The organism is Streptomyces sp. NPDC005805 (assembly GCF_040630445.1).
Taxonomy (GTDB): Bacteria; Actinomycetota; Actinomycetes; order Streptomycetales; family Streptomycetaceae; genus Streptomyces.
In genome coordinates this window covers 15,077-32,894 of the sequence record NZ_JBEXXN010000068.1, presented here as the reverse complement: position 1 = coordinate 32,894, position 17,818 = coordinate 15,077, and the positions used below count along the sequence as shown (strand labels likewise).

At 74.7% G+C, this 17,818-nt stretch carries 18 protein-coding genes; 9 read left to right on the top strand and 9 right to left on the bottom strand.

Annotation, left to right across the window (positions count from 1 at the left end):
• Together ABZ457_RS27265 and coxB are read right to left on the bottom strand one after the other, a co-directional pair.
• Positions 1–270 (bottom strand): cbb3-type cytochrome c oxidase subunit I (locus tag ABZ457_RS27265; protein ID WP_359162488.1); only part of this gene is annotated, 270 nt, incomplete at its 3' end.
• Positions 267–1,211, bottom strand: a complete 945-nt coding sequence (gene coxB / locus ABZ457_RS27260; RefSeq protein ID WP_359162485.1) for a cytochrome c oxidase subunit II — start codon at positions 1,209–1,211, stop codon at positions 267–269. The genes ABZ457_RS27265 and coxB, both read right to left, overlap by 4 nt.
• 318 nt (positions 1,212–1,529) lie before the next feature.
• On the opposite strand from coxB, the gene ABZ457_RS27255 reads away from it, so the two are divergent.
• Positions 1,530–2,933: an aminotransferase class V-fold PLP-dependent enzyme gene (locus tag ABZ457_RS27255; RefSeq protein WP_359162482.1), complete on the top strand. Its 1,404-nt coding sequence runs from the start codon at positions 1,530–1,532 to the stop codon at positions 2,931–2,933.
• Between the two features lie 41 nt (positions 2,934–2,974).
• On the opposite strand, the gene ABZ457_RS27250 is transcribed toward ABZ457_RS27255, so the two are convergent.
• Positions 2,975–3,949, bottom strand: coding sequence for a carbohydrate kinase family protein (locus ABZ457_RS27250; RefSeq protein WP_359162479.1), 975 nt, complete (start codon positions 3,947–3,949; stop codon positions 2,975–2,977).
• Between the two features lie 129 nt (positions 3,950–4,078).
• Between ABZ457_RS27250 and ABZ457_RS27245 the strand changes: the two genes are divergently transcribed.
• The gene (locus tag ABZ457_RS27245) at positions 4,079–4,294 is read left to right on the top strand and encodes a hypothetical protein (RefSeq protein ID WP_359162476.1); all 216 of its coding nucleotides are present in this window, start codon (positions 4,079–4,081) and stop codon (positions 4,292–4,294) included.
• Positions 4,295–4,424: 130 nt separating this feature from the next.
• Positions 4,425–5,963 (top strand): hypothetical protein, encoded by a 1,539-nt coding sequence (locus tag ABZ457_RS27240; protein ID WP_359162473.1) that lies wholly within the window; start codon positions 4,425–4,427, stop codon positions 5,961–5,963.
• 119 nt (positions 5,964–6,082) lie between these two features.
• Here the strand turns inward: ABZ457_RS27240 and ABZ457_RS27235 are convergent, their stop codons facing one another.
• Positions 6,083–6,439, bottom strand: coding sequence for an iron-sulfur cluster assembly accessory protein (locus ABZ457_RS27235; protein WP_019885637.1), 357 nt, complete (start codon positions 6,437–6,439; stop codon positions 6,083–6,085).
• 254 nt (positions 6,440–6,693) lie between these two features.
• Here ABZ457_RS27235 and nadA point away from each other — a divergent pair, with 254 nt between their 5' ends.
• The gene (gene nadA, locus ABZ457_RS27230; protein ID WP_359162470.1) at positions 6,694–7,881 is read left to right on the top strand and encodes a quinolinate synthase NadA; all 1,188 of its coding nucleotides are present in this window, start codon (positions 6,694–6,696) and stop codon (positions 7,879–7,881) included.
• A gap of 97 nt (positions 7,882–7,978) precedes the next feature.
• Here nadA and ABZ457_RS27225 read toward each other — a convergent pair whose 3' ends face one another.
• The 4 genes from ABZ457_RS27225 to ABZ457_RS27210 all read right to left on the bottom strand — a co-directional run bounded on the left by ABZ457_RS27225 (position 7,979) and on the right by ABZ457_RS27210 (position 11,181).
• Positions 7,979–8,662, bottom strand: a complete 684-nt coding sequence (locus ABZ457_RS27225) for a response regulator transcription factor (protein WP_359162467.1) — start codon at positions 8,660–8,662, stop codon at positions 7,979–7,981.
• Positions 8,659–9,936, bottom strand: a complete 1,278-nt coding sequence (locus tag ABZ457_RS27220; protein ID WP_359162465.1) for a histidine kinase — start codon at positions 9,934–9,936, stop codon at positions 8,659–8,661. Before ABZ457_RS27220 ends, ABZ457_RS27225 begins: the two co-directional genes overlap by 4 nt.
• Positions 9,937–10,043: 107 nt before the next feature.
• The gene (locus ABZ457_RS27215) at positions 10,044–10,325 is read right to left on the bottom strand and encodes a hypothetical protein (RefSeq protein WP_359162462.1); all 282 of its coding nucleotides are present in this window, start codon (positions 10,323–10,325) and stop codon (positions 10,044–10,046) included.
• A 61-nt stretch (positions 10,326–10,386) separates the two neighbouring features.
• Positions 10,387–11,181: a PspA/IM30 family protein gene (locus ABZ457_RS27210; RefSeq protein ID WP_359162459.1), complete on the bottom strand. Its 795-nt coding sequence runs from the start codon at positions 11,179–11,181 to the stop codon at positions 10,387–10,389.
• Positions 11,182–11,458: 277 nt separating this feature from the next.
• Here ABZ457_RS27210 and ABZ457_RS27205 point away from each other — a divergent pair, with 277 nt between their 5' ends.
• From ABZ457_RS27205 to ABZ457_RS27195, 3 genes are all read left to right on the top strand, one after another.
• Positions 11,459–12,058 carry a DUF3043 domain-containing protein gene (locus ABZ457_RS27205; RefSeq protein WP_359162456.1) on the top strand — a complete coding sequence of 200 codons (600 nt, stop codon included), beginning with the start codon at positions 11,459–11,461 and terminating at the stop codon, positions 12,056–12,058.
• A gap of 68 nt (positions 12,059–12,126) precedes the next feature.
• Positions 12,127–12,909 (top strand): methyltransferase domain-containing protein, encoded by a 783-nt coding sequence (locus tag ABZ457_RS27200; RefSeq protein WP_359162453.1) that lies wholly within the window; start codon positions 12,127–12,129, stop codon positions 12,907–12,909.
• Positions 12,910–13,000: 91 nt separating this feature from the next.
• The gene (locus tag ABZ457_RS27195) at positions 13,001–14,098 is read left to right on the top strand and encodes a trypsin-like peptidase domain-containing protein (RefSeq protein WP_359162450.1); all 1,098 of its coding nucleotides are present in this window, start codon (positions 13,001–13,003) and stop codon (positions 14,096–14,098) included.
• Between the two features lie 866 nt (positions 14,099–14,964).
• On the opposite strand, the gene ABZ457_RS27190 is transcribed toward ABZ457_RS27195, so the two are convergent.
• The gene (locus tag ABZ457_RS27190) at positions 14,965–15,174 is read right to left on the bottom strand and encodes a hypothetical protein (RefSeq protein ID WP_018848836.1); all 210 of its coding nucleotides are present in this window, start codon (positions 15,172–15,174) and stop codon (positions 14,965–14,967) included.
• Positions 15,175–15,276: 102 nt separating this feature from the next.
• Between ABZ457_RS27190 and ABZ457_RS27185 the strand changes: the two genes are divergently transcribed.
• The gene (locus tag ABZ457_RS27185) at positions 15,277–16,476 is read left to right on the top strand and encodes a bifunctional adenosylcobinamide kinase/adenosylcobinamide-phosphate guanylyltransferase (RefSeq protein WP_359162447.1); all 1,200 of its coding nucleotides are present in this window, start codon (positions 15,277–15,279) and stop codon (positions 16,474–16,476) included.
• Between the two features lie 178 nt (positions 16,477–16,654).
• Positions 16,655–17,776: a nicotinate-nucleotide--dimethylbenzimidazole phosphoribosyltransferase gene (cobT, locus tag ABZ457_RS27180; protein ID WP_359162444.1), complete on the top strand. Its 1,122-nt coding sequence runs from the start codon at positions 16,655–16,657 to the stop codon at positions 17,774–17,776.
• Positions 17,777–17,818: the final 42 nt, after the last annotated feature.

The window sequence follows — 17,818 nt, the reverse complement described above, 5'->3', positions numbered from 1 at the left end:
CATCGTGAACGCCTGGTTGAACTGCTCGTTCGACATGATCTGCGTACCCGGACGGGCCAGCTCGGCGCGCATCACGAGCGCCATCAGACCGCCGATGCAGAAGAACACGAACGACGTGACGAGGTAGAGCGTGCCGATCGTCTTGTGGTCGGTGGTCGTCAGCCACTTCACCACGACGCTGCCGGCCTGCTTGCGCCGCGGGGGCAGCTCGTTCTCGTAAGAGTCCTCAGCTGCTTCGGCGGCACCCTGGGGTTCGTTGAGGATGCTCACAGTTGGTTCTTCTCCGCGTTCCTGGCCGGGTCCGTCTGCTCGATGCCGGACGGGATGTAGCCGGTCTGCCCCTTCTCGGCCAGCTCCTTCAGGTGCTGCTGGTAGCGCTCCGGGGAGACGACCTTGACGTTGAAGAGCATCCGGGAGTGGTCGACGCCGCAGAGCTCGGCGCACTTGCCCAGGAAGGTGCCCTCGTCCTTCGGCGTCACCTCGAACACGTTGGTGTGGCCGGGGATGACGTCCTGCTTGAAGAGGAAGGGGACCACCCAGAAGGAGTGGATGACGTCACGGGAGGTCAGGACGAACCGGACCTTCTCGCCCTTCGGCAGCCAGAGCGTCGGCCCGGGGTTGCCCGTCTGCGGGTTCCGCGTGCCGGGGATACCGGCGTCGTAGACGCCCTCGGCGCCCGCGGGGAACTGCTTCTGGAACTTGTCCGGGATGGCGTCGAGTTCCACCGGGATCTCGCTGCCGCTCGTGGCGTCGCCGTCCACGTCCTCGATGTAGTTGAAGCCCCAGCTCCACTGGTAGCCGACCACGTTGATGGTGTGGGCGGGCTTGTCCGAGAGGGCGAGGAGCTTCGACTCGTCACGCGCGGTGAAGTAGAAGAACACCGAGACGATGATGATCGGGACCACGGTGTACAGCGCCTCGATGGGCATGTTGTACCGGGTCTGCGGAGGGACCTCCACCTTGGTGCGGCTGCGCCGGTGGAAGAAGACACTCCACAGGATCAGACCCCACACCAGCACACCCGTGGCGAGCGCGGCCGCCCACGAGCCCTGCCAGAGGGAGAGGATGATGGGGGCCTCCTCCGTCACCGGAGTGGGCATGCCCAGGCGGGGGAAATCCTCCCAGTTGTATTCGCAACCGGAGGCGGTGGCCAGGATCAGGCCCGCAGTCAGCACCTGTGGCAGCTTCCGCCGCTTCGGGCGCCGCGGCATGGGGGTGCCTCCCACGCCCTGCGGGCCGTGGGGGAGGTCGGAGCCGTTGGGACTCACGTAGCGCCTTCCCGAGAGTCTCGGCCCGCGCGGCCGGGCTGCGGCCGTCTCGCTGGTCGGTCGCCGGCCCTGACGCGGGCAGGGGTTTGGATGTTTATGCGGACCAAACCCTACTGGACGCTATTTGGGGTCGCGCGGGGAGGGTGCCCAACGCGCCGTCCGACACCCCGAAGGGGTGGAATGCCCCGCTCCGGACCCCATCTGACGCCCTCTCTCCTGCCTCGCGGGCCCCGCCCCGGAGGACGGCGCTAGCGTGTCGGGGTGCCCTACTTCGATGCCGCGTCCTCCGCCCCCCTTCATCCCGTCGCACGTCAGGCCCTTCAGGCGGCACTCGACGAGGGCTGGGCCGACCCGGCCCGCCTCTACCGGGAGGGGCGGCGGGCCCGGCTGCTCCTGGACGCGGCCCGGGAGGCCGCGGCGGAGGCCGTGGGGTGCCGTCCCGACGAGCTGGTCTTCACTCCTTCGGGGACACGCGCACTGCACGCGGGCATCTCGGGAGCGCTCGCGGGGCGTCGGCGTGTCGGGGACCGGCTGGTGGTGTCGGCCGTCGAGCACTCGGCGGTGCTGCACTCGGCGGCGGCCTGGGAGGCGGCCGGGCATCCGGTGACCGAGGTGGGGGTCGGCCGGGCGGGCGCGGTCGCCGCCGGGGACTTCGCCGGGGCGCTGGCCCCGGACACGGCACTGGCCTGCCTCCAGTCCGCCAACCATGAGACGGGCACCGAGCAGCCGGTCGCCGAGGTGGCGGAGGCGTGCCGGGCGGCGGGGGTGCCGCTGCTGGTGGACGCGGCGCAGTCGCTGGCCTGGGGGCCGGTGCCGGAGGGCTGGTCGCTGCTGGCGGCGAGCGCGCACAAGTGGGGCGGGCCGCCGGGGGTGGGGCTGCTCGCGGTGCGCAAGGGGGTCCGGTTCGCTCCCCAGGGGCCCGCGGACGAGCGGGAGTCGGGCCGGGCGCCGGGCTTCGAGAACGTCCCGGCGGTGGTGGCGGCGGCCGCCTCGCTGCGGGCGGTCCGCGCGGAGGCGGCGGCGGAGGGGGCCCGGCTGCGCGCCCTGGTGGACCGGATCCGGACGCGGGTGCCGGAACTGGTGCCGGATGTGGAGGTGGTGGGCGATCCGGTGCGGCGGCTGCCGCACATCGTCACCTTCTCCTGTCTCTATGTCGACGGGGAGACCCTGCTGCACGAGCTGGACCGGTCCGGTTTCTCCGTATCATCCGGTTCGTCCTGCACCAGCAGCACCCTGACGCCGAGCCATGTGCTGCGCGCGATGGGCGTCCTGTCGGAGGGGAACGTACGGGTGTCGCTGCCGCCGGGGACGGCGGAGGCGGACGTGGACCGGTTCCTGGAGGTGCTGCCGGGGGTGGTCGCCTCGGTGCGCGAACGGCTGGGGGCGCCGGCGGGGGGCGGGCCCGTCTCGGCGGGCGCCCCGGCGGAGGCCGAGAAGGAGCCGGCGCTGGTGGTGGACGCGCTCGGGAAGCGGTGTCCGATCCCGGTGATCGAGCTGGCGAAGGTGATCGGCGAGGTCCCGGTGGGCGGCACCGTCACCGTCCTCTCCGACGACGAGGCCGCGCGCCTCGACATCCCGGCCTGGTGCGGGATGCGCGGCCAGGAGTACGCGGGCGAGCGGGCGGCCGAGCGCGGCACGGCCTACACGGTGCGCCGGCTGGTCTGAGGGCGGGCCCGCGCCGACGGGCCCGCCCCCGGGCAGGTGGGTCAGACCAGGTGGTCGTGGACCTCGGCGGCGGCCTCGTCGCCGTACGCCTTGGTGAAGCGCTCCATGAAGTTGGCGCGGCGCAGGGTGTACTCCTGGGTGCCGACCGTCTCGATCACCAGGGTCGCCAGCATGCAGCCGACCTGCGCGGCCCGCTCGTGGCCGACGCCCCAGGAGAGGCCGGACAGGAAGCCCGCGCGGAAGGCGTCGCCGACACCGGTGGGGTCGGCCTTGGCCTCCTCCTCGGGGCAGCCGACCTCGATCGGGGACTCGCCGGCCGACTCGATGCGCACGCCCCGGGAGCCGAGGGTGGTGACCCGGTGGCCGACCCGGCCGAGGATCTCCTCGTCGCTCCAGCCGGTCTTGGACTCGATGAGGCCCTTCTCGTACTCGTTGGAGAACAGGTACGCGGCGCCGTCCAGCAGTATGCGGATCTCGTCGCCGGACATCCGGGCGATCTGCTGGGAGAAGTCGGCGGCGAACGGGATGCCCCGGCTGCGGCACTCCTCGGTGTGGCGGAGCATCGCCTCGGGGTCGTCGGCGCCGATCAGGACGAGGTCGAGGCCGCCGACGCGGTCGGCGACCGACTTGAGCTCGATCTGCCGGGCCTCGCTCATCGCGCCGGTGTAGAAGGAGCCGATCTGGTTGTGGTCGGCGTCGGTGGTGCAGACGAACCGGGCGGTGTGCAGGACCTCGGAGATGCGGACGGAGGCGGTGTCGACGCCGTTGCGGTCGAGCCAGGCGCGGTACTCGTCGAAGTCCGAGCCGGCGGCGCCGACCAGGATCGGGCCGGTGCCGAGCTGGCCCATGCCGAAGCAGATGTTCGCCCCGACCCCGCCCCGGCGCACGTCCAGGGTGTCGACGAGGAACGAGAGGGAGACCGTGTGCAGTTGATCGGCGACCAGTTGGTCGGCGAAGCGTCCGGGGAACGTCATGAGGTGGTCGGTGGCGATGGAGCCGGTGACTGCGATACGCACGGTGAGGCGCTCCTGTGGCGGGGCGGGCAGTGACGCTCCACGCTACCCGGTCCGGTACGGGCCCCGGACGCGGAAACTACCCGATAGTAGGGCTTTTTTACGTCACCGCACCGTGCATACGGTGCGTGCATGACGAAGCAGATCATCGCGCACCGGTCCTCCGAATCGCTCGAGTCCGAGATGAGCCTGGCCCAGCTCCGCGGCGACTGCGCCCGCATGGCCCCGCACTGGGTGGTGCCCGCGGCGGACGCGCCCGCGCCGGTGCCGTTCTCCTCGATCCACGGTGTGGTCGTGCCGCCGGCCTCGGCGAAGCTGGTCGGGGCGATGTCGGTCTACGGCGACTGACCGCGCCCGGCCTCTGGCGACTGACCGCGCCCGGCACCCCCGGGGGGAACCGCCCGCTCCCCTGTTCCGTCTCATCCGTGTCGTCCACCTCGACGGGAGGCGGGACGCGCAGGACACGAGGAGCGATGCGGTGAGCAGCACGGAGAAGACGCAGGACAGCACCCGCCGCCGGCGTTCCCCGCTCGTCGTCGCCTCGGTGGCGGCGGCGGTGCTGGTCGCGGGCGGCGGGGCCGCGTATCTCGCCGCCGGGACCGGTGGTTCCGGCGGGGCCTCCGGTACGCGGGACGGCTCCCCCGCCGCGGAACCCGCCCCGCTGCTGGCCCTCGACGGAGCAGCGGAGGGGACCGGGCCGGGCGGCGGCGCGGGCGGGATCGCCCCCGGCGAGCCGGACCCGAACGGCGGCGACACCTACCGGGCGAAGGGGAAGCTCCCGGACGGCCCCGAGCGCGCGGCCGTGCACCGGGCGTCAGGGACGGTGAGCGAGGCCGAGGTCGCCCGGCTGGCGAAGGCCCTCGGCGTCGACGGCACTCCCCGGCTGGTCGGGGAGGTGTGGAAGGCCGGCACCGAGAAGGACGGCCAAGGCCCGCTGCTGGAGGTCCGCAGGAACGCGCCCGGCACCTGGACCTTCGCCCGCTTCGGCCCGTCGCCGGGCGGTGACGACTGCAAGAAGGGCCCCTCCTGCCCCGCGGACCCCGGCCGCCCCGACGCAGACCCCGGCTCCGCGGTGAGCGAGGCGGCGGCGAAGAAGGCGGCCGCCCCCGTGCTGGAGGCGGCCGGCCAGGACGGTGCCCGGCTGCGCGCGGGGCAGTTGATGGGCGCGGTGCGCGTGGTGAACGCGGACCCGGTCGTCGGCGGCCTGCCCACGTACGGCTGGTCCACCGGCATCCAGGTGGGGGCCGACGGCCAGGTGGTCGGCGGCAGCGGCCACCTCAAGGAGCCGGTGCGCGGGCACAGCTACCCCGTTCTCTCCGCCGCCGAGGCGGTGGCCGCGCTGAACGAGGACGGCCGGGGCGGCGGTGTGGGCATCGGCGGCTGCGCCTCCCCCGTGCCGCACCGTGACGAGCCGGGCGGCAGCGGCGCGGAGCCGAAGCCGGACGCGCCGAAGCCCGCCGAGCCGAAGCCGGACGCGCCCTGCGAGAGCGCCCCGGAGAAGCCCGCGCCGCCCGCGCCGGGCGCCTCCGCGACGGAGCCGATGGTGATCGAGAAGGCCGTGTTCGGGCTGGCCGCGCAGTCGGTCGACGGCGCGCAGGCGCTGGTGCCCGCCTGGCTGTTCCAGGTGCGGGGCGAGGGGCAGGGCGGCGAGCCGTTCACCGTCACCCGGACCGCGGTGGAGCCGGAGTACATCGAGGGGACCCGGCCGCCGGGGAAGGACGTGACCCCGCCGGCCGAGCCGGGCGAGGTCCCGCCGGTCCCGGGCACCGCGTACGAGGCGGACGGCCGGACCCTGACGGTGCACTTCTGGGGCGGGACCTGCGACACCTACACGGCGCGCGCCACCGAGGGCCCGGAGACGGTGAAGGTCGTGATCACGGTGGCCGACCCGGACCCCGGCCGGGTGTGCATCGCGCTGGCGAAGGAGTCCACGGTGAAGGTGACGCTGGACAAGCCGCTGGGCGACCGCACGGTGCTGGACGGGACGAGCGGCGAGACGCTGCGCAAGCTCCCGTAGCCCGCGAAGAACACGGAAGGGCGGCGACCCCCGAGGGGGTCGCCGCCCTTCGTGCGCGTGTCGTCCGGCGTCCCGGCGCGCGGCCAGGAGGGGTCCGGCCCTGATCCGCCGGACACCTCCTAACTGAAGGAGTCGCCGCAGGCGCAGGAGCCCGTCGCGTTCGGGTTGTCGATGGTGAAGCCCTGCTTCTCGATGGTGTCGACGAAGTCGATGGAGGCGCCGCCCAGGTACGGGGCGCTCATCCGGTCGGTGACGACCTTGACGCCGCCGAAGTCCTTCACCACGTCCCCGTCGAGCGAGCGCTCGTCGAAGAAGAGCTGGTAACGCAGGCCGGAGCAGCCGCCGGGCTGAACGGCGACGCGCAGCGCCAGGTCGTCGCGGCCTTCCTGGTCGAGCAGGGCCTTGACCTTGGCCGCGGCGGCGTCGGACAGGAGGATGCCGTCGCTGACTGTGGTCTTCTCGTCCGATACGGACATCTGCTTCTCTCCCGGGTTGTACGGAGACTGCTTGCCGACGGTTGCAACCGGCGAGGCCGCGGATTCATTCCGGGGCCGGGGGCGTCATTTCTCTTTTCATGCTCGCACACCGGCCGCGCGCACGGCACCGCCGTGTCCAGGGGCGGTGCGTCACATCGACGCGATGGCCATCGTCAAAGTGACGTGAAGCGGTTATGATAGATAGCGTCAAATAGACGAGAAGCCTTCTGCCAGACGAAGAAAGGGTGCGTGTCGTGACCACCGCCCATATCGGTCCCGAGCTCGACGTCCAGCCGACGCCGCTCGCTCTCCTGCTGCTCGGCCGCGAGGCCGATCCCCGCAGCGAGCGCGGTGTCGAGTGCCCCGGCGACCTGCCCTCCCCCTCCGACCCGGACCTGGTGGAGCGCGCCCGGGCGGCCAAGGAGAAGCTCGGGAACAAGGTCTTCGTCCTCGGCCACCACTACCAGCGCGACGAGGTCATCCAGTTCGCGGACGTCACGGGCGACTCCTTCAAGCTGGCCCGGGACGCGGCGGCGCGGCCGGAGGCCGAGTACATCGTCTTCTGCGGCGTCCACTTCATGGCCGAGTCGGCGGACATCCTGACCTCCGACGACCAGAAGGTCGTGCTGCCGGACCTGGCGGCGGGCTGCTCGATGGCCGACATGGCCACGGCGGAGCAGGTCGCCGAGTGCTGGGACGTGCTGAGCGAGGCGGGGATCGCCGAGCAGGTCGTCCCCGTCTCGTACATGAACTCCTCGGCCGACATCAAGGCGTTCACCGGCAAGCACGGCGGCCTGATCTGCACCTCCTCCAACGCCGAGCGGGCGCTGGACTGGGCGTTCGAGCAGGGCGAGAAGGTCCTCTTCCTGCCGGACCAGCACCTGGGGCGGAACACCGCGGTCCGGGACATGGGCATGTCGCTGGACGACTGCGTCGTCTACAACCCGCACAAGCCGGGCGGCGGTCTGACCACCGAGCAGCTCCGCGCGGCGAAGATGATCCTGTGGCGCGGGCACTGCTCGGTGCACGGCCGCTTCTCGCTGGACTCGGTGAACGACGTCCGCGAGCGCATCCCCGGCGTCAACGTCCTGGTCCACCCGGAGTGCAAGCACGAGGTGGTCGCGGCGGCGGACTACGTGGGCTCCACGGAGTACATCATCAAGGCGCTGGAGGCCGCGCCGGCCGGCTCGAAGTGGGCGATCGGCACGGAGCTGAACCTCGTACGGCGCCTGGCGAATCGTTTCGCGCCCGAGGGCAAGGAGATCGTCTTCCTCGACAAGACGGTCTGCTTCTGCTCGACGATGAACCGCATCGACCTCCCGCACCTGGTGTGGACCCTGGAGTCCCTCGCGGAGGGCACCCTCGTCAACCGCATCGAGGTCGACAAGGAGACGGAGAGCTTCGCGAAGCTGGCGCTGGAGCGGATGCTGGCTCTGCCGTAACGGTTCCCCGCACCGGCCCCCGCCACCGGGCCCCCGCGACCGTCCGGGTCGCGGGGGCCCGGTGCTGCCGTAACGCGGCCCGGGTGCGCCGCCGGGGTCAGTCCACCCGGGGGCGCACCAGTCCGGACTCGTACGCGGTGACCACCAGTTGGGCCCGGTCGCGGGCGCCGAGCTTGGCCATGGCCCGGTTGACGTGGGTCTTCACGGTGAGCGGGCTGACCTCCAGCCGCTCGGCGATCCCGTCGTTGGAGTGGCCCCCCGCGACCAGGACCAGGACCTCGCGCTCGCGGCCGGTGAGGGCGGCCAGCCGCTCGGAGCGCTCCGCGGGCTCGCCCCGGTCCGTGCCGCCGCCCTGGGCGAGGAAGCGGGCGATCAGGCCCTTGGTCGCGGCCGGGGAGAGCAGGGCCTCGCCGCCGGCGGCGATCCGGATGGCGTTCAGCAGTTCCTCGGGCTCGGCGCCCTTGCCGAGGAAGCCGGAGGCCCCGGCGCGCAGCGACTGGACGACGTACTCGTCGACCTCGAAGGTCGTCAGCATGACCACCCGCACATGGGCGAGGCCGGGGTCGGCGCTGATCATGCGGGTGGCGGCCAGGCCGTCGGTACCGGGCATCCGGATGTCCATCAGGACCACGTCGGCCCGCTCGGAGCGGGTCAGGGCGACGGCCTGCGCGCCGTCGGCCGCCTCGCCGACCACCTCCATGTCCGGCTCCGAGTCGACCAGCACCCGGAAGGCGCTGCGCAGCAGCGTCTGGTCGTCGGCGAGCAGCACCCTGATCGTCACGCGTCCTCCGTGGTGGTCCGCACGGCGGTTCCGGCGGGGGCGGCCGGTACGGGTTCGGCGCCCGCCGTCAGCGGCAGTATCGCCTGCACCCGGAAGCCGCCGCCGAAGCGGGGTCCCGCCGTCAGCGAGCCGCCGAGGGCGGTGACCCGCTCCCGCATACCGATCAGCCCGTGGCCGCCGCCCCCGGCGGGCGCCGGGACCCGGTCCGCCCGGGCGGTGCCGTTGTCGAGGACGGTGACCTCCAGGGTGCGGCCCACGGGCACCACGCTGACCTCGGCCCGGGCGCCCGGCCCGGCGTGCTTGCGCACATTGGTCAGCGACTCCTGGATGATCCGGTACGCGGCCAGGTCCACGGCCGCGGGCGGCGTCGTGCCCTCGTCCGCCCGCGCCACCTCGACGGGCAGGCCCGCGTTGCGGAAGGAATCCACCAGTCCGCTGAGCACGCCCAGCCCCGGGGCGGGCTCGGTGGGGGCCTCCGGGTCGCCGGACTGGCGCAGCAACCCCACGGTCGCCCGCAGTTCGTCCAGGGCCGACCGGCTGGCCTCCCGGACATGGGCGAGGGCCTCCTTGGCCTGGTCGGGCCGCTTGTCCATGACATGGGCCGCCACCCCCGCCTGCACATTGACCAGGGCGATGTGGTGGGCGACGACATCGTGCAGATCGCGGGCGATCCGCAGCCGCTCCTCGGCGACCCGGCGCCCGGCCTCCTCCTCGCGGGTGCGTTCCGCCCGCTCGGCGCGCTCCCGGATCGCGTCCACGAAGGCGCGCCGGCTGCGCACCGCGTCACCGGCGGCGGCCGCCATGCCCGTCCACGCGAAGAGGCCCAGGTTCTCCTGGGCGTACCAGGGGAGCGAGCCGAAGCACATGGCCGCGCCGGTCAGGGCGGCCATGGTGAGCAGCCCGACCCGCCAGGTGGTGGGCCGGTCGGTGCGGGCCGCGACGGTGAACAGGGCGATGACGGCGGCCATGGCGACGGGGGCGGCCGGGTCGCCCGCGACGAGTTCGGCCACCGCGAGGGCGGCGGTGACCACGAGGACGCGCATGGGGGCGCGGCGGCGGAGCACGAGGGCGCAGGCGGCGGCCGCCATCAGCAGGACGCTGCGCGGGTCGGGGGCGCGGGTGCCGAAGGTGGGCCCGTGCGGGCCGTGCGCGTCGGCGAAGGAGGCGGTGACCATGCAGAGGAGGACACCGAGGGCGAGCCCGGCGTCGAAGGCCGTCGGGTGCGCGCGCAGCCAGCGCTTGGCGCGGACGAGTCGGTCGGCGAGTGCGGTCACGAGGGGCAACGTTACGCGGCCGGGGCCCGGGCCCGGACGGTGTCACGGGCACCGGGCCCCGGCCGCGGAGTGCCGTGGGGGGCGGCGGGCGGGGCCTGCCGTTCGGGTCAGGCGCCGGGGATGAGGCCGTCCTCGCCGAGGAGTTCGCGGACCTCCTCCAGGGTGGCGTCCGGCGCCGGGAGGATCAGCTCGGACGGCTCCAGGGAGTCGTCCGGAAGCGGTGTGCCCAGCTCGCGGACCTGGGCGAGCAGTGCGTGCAGGGTCCGGCGGAAGCCGGGTCCGTCACCGCTCTCCATCTCCGCGAGCAGGTCGTCGTCGAGTTTGTCGAGCTGGGGGAAGTGGCTGTCCGCCACGTCCACCTGGCCCTCCCCCATGATCCGCACGATCATGACGAGTCCTCACTGCCGAGGGGCTGCCGGGACCGGCCCGGGGCGGGCCCGGGCCGGGCGCTCACTGCTTGTCGAACTTCGGGGTGCCCTGCTGCTGGGACGAGGCGTCCTGCCCGCCGGCACCGCCCTCGATGGCCTGCTGGGAGCTCGGGCCCCCGGCCAGCTCCGCCTTCATCCGCTGGAGCTCCAGCTCCACGTCGGTGCCGCCGGAGAGGCGGTCCAGCTCGGCCTGGATGTCGTCCTTGGCCAGCCCGGACTGGTCGTCCAGGGCGCCGGAGGCGAGGAGTTCGTCGATCGCGCCGGCCCGCGCCTGGAGCTGCGCGGTCTTGTCCTCGGCCCGCTGGATCGCGACGCCGACGTCGCTCATCTCCTCCGAGATGCCGGAGAAGGACTCGGCGATGCGGGTCTGCGCCTGCGCCGCCGTGTAGGTGGCCTTGATCGTCTCCTTCTTGGTGCGGAAGGCGTCGACCTTGGCCTGGAGGCGCTGTGCGGCGAGCGTCAGCTTCTCCTCCTCGCCCTGGAGGGTCTGGTGCTGCGTCTCCAGGTCCGTGACCTGCTGCTGGAGGGCGGCACGGCGGGAGAGGGCCTCCCGCGCCAGGTCCTCGCGGCCGAGCGCCAGCGCCTTGCGGCCCTGGTCCTCCAGCTTCGAGGACTGGCCCTGGAGCTGGTTGAGCTGGAGTTCGAGGCGCTTGCGCGAGGTGGCGACGTCCGCCACGCCCCGGCGCACCTTCTGCAGCAGCTCCAGCTGCTTCTGGTAGGAGTAATCGAGGGTCTCGCGAGGGTCCTCGGCCCGGTCCAGGGCCTTGTTCGCCTTCGCGCGGAAGATCATCCCCATACGCTTCATGACACCGCTCATGGGCTTCGCGCGCCCCCTTCTGACGGACTCGTCTTCAGCACTCAGAACCCACAGTACGGGCCCTGCATCCATTACCGCACTGTTCGAGCGCGGATGCGCTCCTCCCCAAGGACGACTGCGAACGGCCGCCATCGGGCCCAGGGAGTAGAAGGCCCTCAGGGATCCGCCGCGATGCGTCCGCTGTGTGGTGGTTCCGTACTGTACGGACGCGTGCCGTTGCCGGATCGTTCCCCACCGGCGTGGGGTCCATGCCCGGCACCCCGTACCCTTGGGTTTTGTGTTCCGTAGCCGTGCCAAGGACGAGAAGGCCCCCACCGACAAGGTGACGGCGGACCTCTCCAAGCAGCCCCGAGACCCCGAGGCCCCCAAGGGCCGCCCGACACCGAAGCGCAGCGAGGCCCAGGGCCAGCGCCGCGCCCGGGCGAACAGCGCTCCGCTGGACCGCAAGGCCGCCATGCGCCGCCAGCGGGAGGCCCGCCGCGCGGACCTCGCCAAGCAGCGCGAGGCGCTCGCCGGCGGTGACGAGCGCTATCTGCCCGCCCGCGACAAGGGTCCGGTGCGCCGCTTCGTCCGGGACTTCGTCGACTCCCGCTTCTGCATCGCCGAGTTCTTCCTGCCGCTCGCGGTCGTGATCCTCGTGCTCAGCATGATCCGGGTCCCGCAGCTCCAGAACATCGCGCTGCTGCTGTGGCTCGGTGTGATCGCGATGATCGTCGTCGACTCGATCGGTCTGTCGATCCGCCTGAAGAAGCAGCTCAGGGAGCGCTTCCCGAACGAGCCGAAGCGCGGCGCCGTCGCGTACGGCCTGATGCGCACGCTCCAGATGCGCCGGCTGCGTCTGCCGAAGCCGCAGGTCAAGCGCGGAGAGCGGCCCTGAGCACCCAGTCCTTGCAGCCCTCGGGGATCACGGGGGCGTCCGGCGGTGAGCCGGAGGGTCCGGGCGGCATGCCCGGGGGCCCGGACAGCGGCCCGGCCGCGGCGGCGGACGGTCTGCGGACCGTCGTCCGGCAGGAGCTGGTCGCCCGGCAGCTGGAGGAGCAGATCGCGGGGCGCTACCCCGTCGGCCGGCGCCTGCGGGTGCTGGACGTCGGTACGGGCCGGGGCGTGCAGGCCCTGCGCCTGGCCCGCGCCGGGCACACCGTCACCGGTCTGGAGTCCGACGCGGCGCTGCTGGCGGCCGCCCGGGAGGCGCTGGCCGGTGAACCGGAGGGCATCCGGGAGCGGGTCCGGCTGGTCGAGGGGGACGGACGGGACACGGGCGTCCACTTCCTGCCGGGCAGCTTCGACGTGGTCCTCTGCCACGGCGTCCTGATGTACGTCGCCGAGCCCGACGCCCTGCTCGCGGGGCTGGCCCGGATGCTGGCGCCCGGCGGGCTGCTGTCCCTGCTGGTGCGCAACGGGGACGCGCTCGCGATGCGCCCGGGCCTCGCCGGGGACTGGGCGGGCGCGCAGTCCGCGTTCACCTCGGACACGTACACCAACGAGGTGGGCGCGACCGTACGGGCGGACCGGCTGGAGGCGCTGACGGCCACCCTGGAGGGCGGCAACGCGCCCCTGCACGCCTGGTACGGGGTGCGGGTCTTCACCGACGGCGCGGGCGGGGACACCGCCGTGCCGCCGGCCGGGGAGCTGGAGCGGCTGCTCGCGGCCGAGGAGCGGGCCGGGCGCACGGACCCGTACCGGCGGGTGGCCGGGCTGCTGCACCTGTGCGGAGTGCGCCGGGGCTGAGCCGGCGGGCCGCCCCGCCGGGGCTCCCGGTGCCCCCTGATCGGCCGTCCGCGGCGGGCACCTCCCGGAGGACGAAAGGGATACTCCGGGCATGACCGCTCCCCCGCGCCGTCCTGTCCTCCGCCGGTTCCCGCTGTCCGCCGCGGCCGCCCTCGCCGCCGGGGCCGTCCTGCTCACGGGCGGCTGCTCGGCGGCCCCGGCGCCCGGGAGCGGATCGGCGTCCGCCTCACCGACGCGGGCCGCGCGGGCCGCGGCCCCGGCCGCCGCGAACGAGCTGGAGGACGACTACCGGGCCGTGATCCGCAGCGCCCTGCCCTCCGTCGTCCAGATCGAGGCGGGCGACAGCATCGGCTCCGGGATCGTCTACGACGACCGGGGGCACATCGTCACCAACGCCCATGTCGTCGGCGACGGCCGGACCTTCCGGGTCACCGTCGCGAGCGGCGCCCGGCCCCTGTCGGCGACCCTCGTCTCCGCCTACCCGGAGCAGGACCTCGCCGTGGTCAGGCTGGACTCGCTGCCGGACGGGCTGCGTCCGGCGAAGTTCGGGGACTCGGCGACCGTGGAGGTCGGCCAGATCGTACTGGCGATGGGCTCGCCGCTCGGCCTCTCCAGCAGCGTCACCCAGGGCATCGTCTCGGCCACCGGCCGGACGGTCAGCGCGGGCACGGACGGCGGCGGGACGGGCGCGACCATCCCGAACATGGTGCAGACCTCGGCGGCGATCAACCCCGGCAACAGCGGCGGCGCGCTGGTCGACCTGGACGGCGAGGTCATCGGCATCCCCACCCTCGCGGCGCGGGACCCCGGGCTCGGCGAGGGCGCGGCGCCCGGCATCGGGTTCGCCATCCCGGTCTCGATGGTGCGCACGGTCGCGGACCAGATCATCAAGTCCGGCCGGGTCACCGACTCGGGCCGCGCGGCCCTCGGCATCACCGGGCGCACCGTCCTGGACGACGACTTCAACCCGTCGGGGGTCGCCGTGGTCGAGGTGGTGGACGGCGGCCCGGCGCAGCGGGCGGGGCTGCGGGCGGGCGATGTGATCACCCGGGTCGGCGACGCCGAGATCACCACGATCACCTCCCTCGCGGAGGCGCTGGCGGCGCTGCGTCCGGGCGACGAGGTGCCGGTGGCGTACGAGCGGGGCGCGCAGCGGCGGACGGCGGAGGTCACCCTCGGCGAGGTGTGACGGGGCCCGGCGGGCCTGCGGGACCGGGTCCGCGAGGGCCGGGCCCACCGGGACCGGGTCCGCGGGGGCCGGGGCTGTGGGGGCCGGGGCTGTGGGGGCCGGGGCTGTGGGGGCCGGGGCTGTGGCCCGGCCCCCACCCCTGCGGGGTGGGCGCGCGGGCCGGTGGTACGGACGGGTCCTACCGGCCCTGGCGTGCGGCCGGGGGCGTGCAGGCACGCGGGTCGCGTGCGCCGGGCCGGCCGGTGGTACGGACGGGCCGTGGCCCCAGGGCGGGTACGGTCCTCCCGGCGTCCGGGCAGGCACGGATGAATCCGGGCCGGACCGCCCGCGCACCCGCCCGCCCTCGCGGGATGGGCGCGTTTGCCGCGTACGCGGGCCGGGGCAGTGGGCCGCCCGGGGAGTCCCGGGCGGGCCCGGACTCGCGGGCCGCGCGGGCCGGTGGGTACGGACGGGGCCGTGGCCCGCAGCCGGTCCTCCCCGGCGCTGAGACGCGGGGCCGGGGTCCGGGCTCGCGCCCCGGAGAGGTGCCCGGGGCGGGCCCTGTCGCGGGCCGAGGCTGGGGCCACCACCCGGCGAGTCCGGGCGTGGCCGGGACCTCGTGGGCCCCGCGGTACGCACGCGGGTATCGGCCCGGGGCGGGTCCGGGGCCGGGGTCCGGGCTCGCACTCCGGAGAGGCGCCCGGCGCGGAGCCGGTCGCGGACCCGGCGCGGGAGACGGGTCGCGGACCCCGGCGGGCGGGCCGAGGACGTGGGCCACCCGGCGAGTCCGGGCGTGGCCCGGACCTCGCGGGCCGGTGGTGCGGGAACGGGTGTGGCCCGGGGCGGGTGCCCCGGGCCACACCCGTTCGTCGTCCGTGACCGCCGGGTCAGCTCTCCTCGGCGTGCAGGCTCATCGGGCCGTAGATCTTCGTCCCGTCCTCCGAGAGCACGACCTGGTCCGCGCCGCCCTCCTGGAGGGCCTTCCAGTGCTCGCCGATCCAGGACTCCGCGTCGCCCTGGGTGGTGAACTCCTCCGGCTCCACCGCCGGCGGGACCTCCGTGCCGTCGGCCTTCTCGAACCGCCACGTCCATGCCATGTGCGCCTCCCCGGGTACCTGGCTCGTGCCGCTGATCACTTCGTGCTGCCCGCAGCGTAGCCGGGCGCGCACCCGTGGCGGCGGCACGGGAGGATCGGAGGCGTGGAACTGACTCTGCTCGGCACCGGCGCGCCCGCCGGACTCCCCCTCCCCGACTGCCCGTGCGCCGTGTGCGCGACCGCCCGGGGCCCCGAGGCGCGGGCCGCGACCGCGCTGCTGGTGGACGGCGCGCTGCTGCTGGACCTCACCCCGGGGGCCGCCCTCGCCGCGGCCCGGGCGGGTCACTCGCTCGTGGGAGTGCGGCAGGTCCTGCTGACGCATCCGCACGACGGGCCCGCGGTGGACCTGCCCGCCGGGCTGCCCACGGCGGGCCGCGTGCCGGACGGCCGGCAGCTGACCCTGATCAGCGGTCACCGGGTGCGGGCGGTGCCGGTCGACCACCCGGGCACCGGCTACGAGGTGACCTCCCCGGCCGGCGACCGGCTGCTCTATCTGCCCCCGGACGCGGCCCCGGCCGGGCTCGCGGAGGGGCTGGCCGCGTACGAGATGGTCGTCGCGGACGTGGTCGGCCGGCCGGACGCGATCGCCCGGCTGCGGGCGTCAGGGGCGATCGGGGCGACGACGGACGTGGTGGCCGTGCACCTGGGGCACGACGCCCCGGGCGGCGCGGAGCTGACCCGGCGGCTCGCGGCGGCGGGCGCCCGGGCGGTCCCGGACGGGACGACGCTGATCGTCGGCGAGTACCACGCCGTGCCGGACGTACCGCGCCGCACCCTGGTCACCGGCGGCGCGCGGTCGGGCAAGTCCCTGGAGGCGGAACGGCGGTTGGAGGCGTTCCCCGAGGTCGTGTACGTGGCGACCGGGGGGCGGCGGGACGGGGACAGCGAGTGGGCGGCGCGCGTCTCCCTGCACCGGGAGCGGCGGCCGGGGTCCTGGCGTACGGAGGAGACCTGCGAGCTGGCGCCCCTGCTGGCGGCCGAGGGCCCGCCGCTGCTGATCGACTGCCTCTCGCTGTGGCTGACCGACGCGATGGACCGGGCGGGGGCCTGGGACGACGAGCGCTGGGCCGCGGGCGGTGAGGACGCCCTGCGGGAGCGGACGGCCGAACTGGTGGCGGCGGTACGGCAGACGGGCCGGACGGTCGTGGCGGTGACCAACGAGGCGGGCTCGGGCGTCGTCCCGGCCACCGCGTCCGGGCGGCGCTTCCGCGACGAACTGGGCCGTCTGAACGCGGCGTTCGCGGCGGAGTGCGAGCACGTCCTGCTGGTGGTGGCGGGGCAGGTGCTGACCCTGCGGGGCTGACGGGCCGGGGGGCGGCCGGTGGTGTGCGGTGCGCGGGGCCGTCGCGCGGGCGGGGTGGTGGGCAGCATGGCGACCTGGGCGGGCGGCTGCTGGGCACGCGGGCGCGCGGGCAGGGGTGGTGGCCGGAAGGCGGGGCGAGGTCACCGGGCGGACAGGCGCGGGCGGTACTGTTCCGCGAATGAGCAGGCTGAATCTCGACGACTTCTCCGATCTGATCGAGCGCCCCGACAGCGGTGTCCGGCGCGACGCCGAGGAACGGCGGGAGCGGCTGGTCGTGCCGCCCGGTGCGCTGGGCCGACTGGACCAGCTCGCCGAGTGGCTGTCGGCCGCGCAGGCGGCCGTGCCGGTCCGGGCGGTCGAGAACCCCCGGGTGGTGCTCTTCGCCGGTGACCACCGGGTCGCCGAACTGGGCGTCTCCGTACGGGAGTACGGCACCGCGCACGAGCTGGTGCGGGCCGTGCTGGAGGGCGGGCGGCCGGTCTCGGTGCTCGCCCGGCGGGCGGGCGTCCCGGTGCGGATCGTGGACGCCGGTCTGGACTGCGACCCGGAGCTGCTGCCCGAGGAGATCGTCCGCCACCGGGTGCGCCGGGGTGCCGGGCGGATCGACACCGAGGACGCGCTCACCCTGGAGGAGGCCGAGCGGGCCGCGCGGCTGGGCATCGCCCTCGCCGACGAGGAGGCGGACTCCGGCACGGACCTCGTCGTCCTCGGGGACCTCAGCGTCGGCGGGACGACCGCCGCCGCGACCCTGGTCGCCGCGCTCTGCGGGACGGACGCCTCGGTGGTCACCGGGCGCGGCGGGCAGCGGATCGACGACCTGGCCTGGATGCGCAAGTGCGCCGCGATCCGGGACTCCCTGCGGCGCGCCCGGCCGGTACTGGGCGACCAGCTGGAGCTGCTGGCGGCGGTGGGCGGCGCGGACCTGGCCGCGATGACCGGGTTCCTGCTCCAGAGCGCGGTGCGCCGGATGCCGGTGATCCTCGACGGCGTGGTCTCGGCGGCCTGCGGGCTGGTGGCGCAGCGGGCCGCGTTCCGCTCGCCGGACTGGTGGCTCGCGGGCCAGCTCACCGGGGAGCCCGCGCAGGCCAAGGCGCTGGACCGGTTGGCGCTGGAGCCGCTGCTGGACCACGGGGTGTCGGTGGGCGAGGGCGCGGGCGCGCTGCTCGCGCTGCCGCTGGTGCGGGCGGCGGCGGACCTGGCGGCCGGACTGCCCGAGCAGAAGGCGTCCGAGGAGACGGCGGCCGGGCCGGACTCCGCCGGGGAGCAGCCGTCCGGGGAGACGGCCGCCACCCGGGACTGAGGCCCGCGCCCCCGGCCTGGCGCCCCGCGCCCGCCGCTCCCC

Coding starts and splice junctions, on each gene's coding strand:
- ABZ457_RS27190 (WP_018848836.1), bottom strand. CDS start 15,174: ATGGCATGGACGTGGCGGTTCGAGAAGGCCGACGGCACGGAGGTCCCG.
- ABZ457_RS27210 (WP_359162459.1), bottom strand. CDS start 11,181: ATGAGCGGTGTCATGAAGCGTATGGGGATGATCTTCCGCGCGAAGGCG.
- ABZ457_RS27245 (WP_359162476.1), top strand. CDS start 4,079: ATGACGAAGCAGATCATCGCGCACCGGTCCTCCGAATCGCTCGAGTCC.
- ABZ457_RS27200 (WP_359162453.1), top strand. CDS start 12,127: ATGCCCGGGGGCCCGGACAGCGGCCCGGCCGCGGCGGCGGACGGTCTG.
- cobT (WP_359162444.1), top strand. CDS start 16,655: ATGAGCAGGCTGAATCTCGACGACTTCTCCGATCTGATCGAGCGCCCC.
- ABZ457_RS27195 (WP_359162450.1), top strand. CDS start 13,001: ATGACCGCTCCCCCGCGCCGTCCTGTCCTCCGCCGGTTCCCGCTGTCC.
- ABZ457_RS27235 (WP_019885637.1), bottom strand. CDS start 6,439: ATGTCCGTATCGGACGAGAAGACCACAGTCAGCGACGGCATCCTCCTG.
- ABZ457_RS27215 (WP_359162462.1), bottom strand. CDS start 10,325: ATGATCGTGCGGATCATGGGGGAGGGCCAGGTGGACGTGGCGGACAGC.
- coxB (WP_359162485.1), bottom strand. CDS start 1,211: ATGCCGCGGCGCCCGAAGCGGCGGAAGCTGCCACAGGTGCTGACTGCG.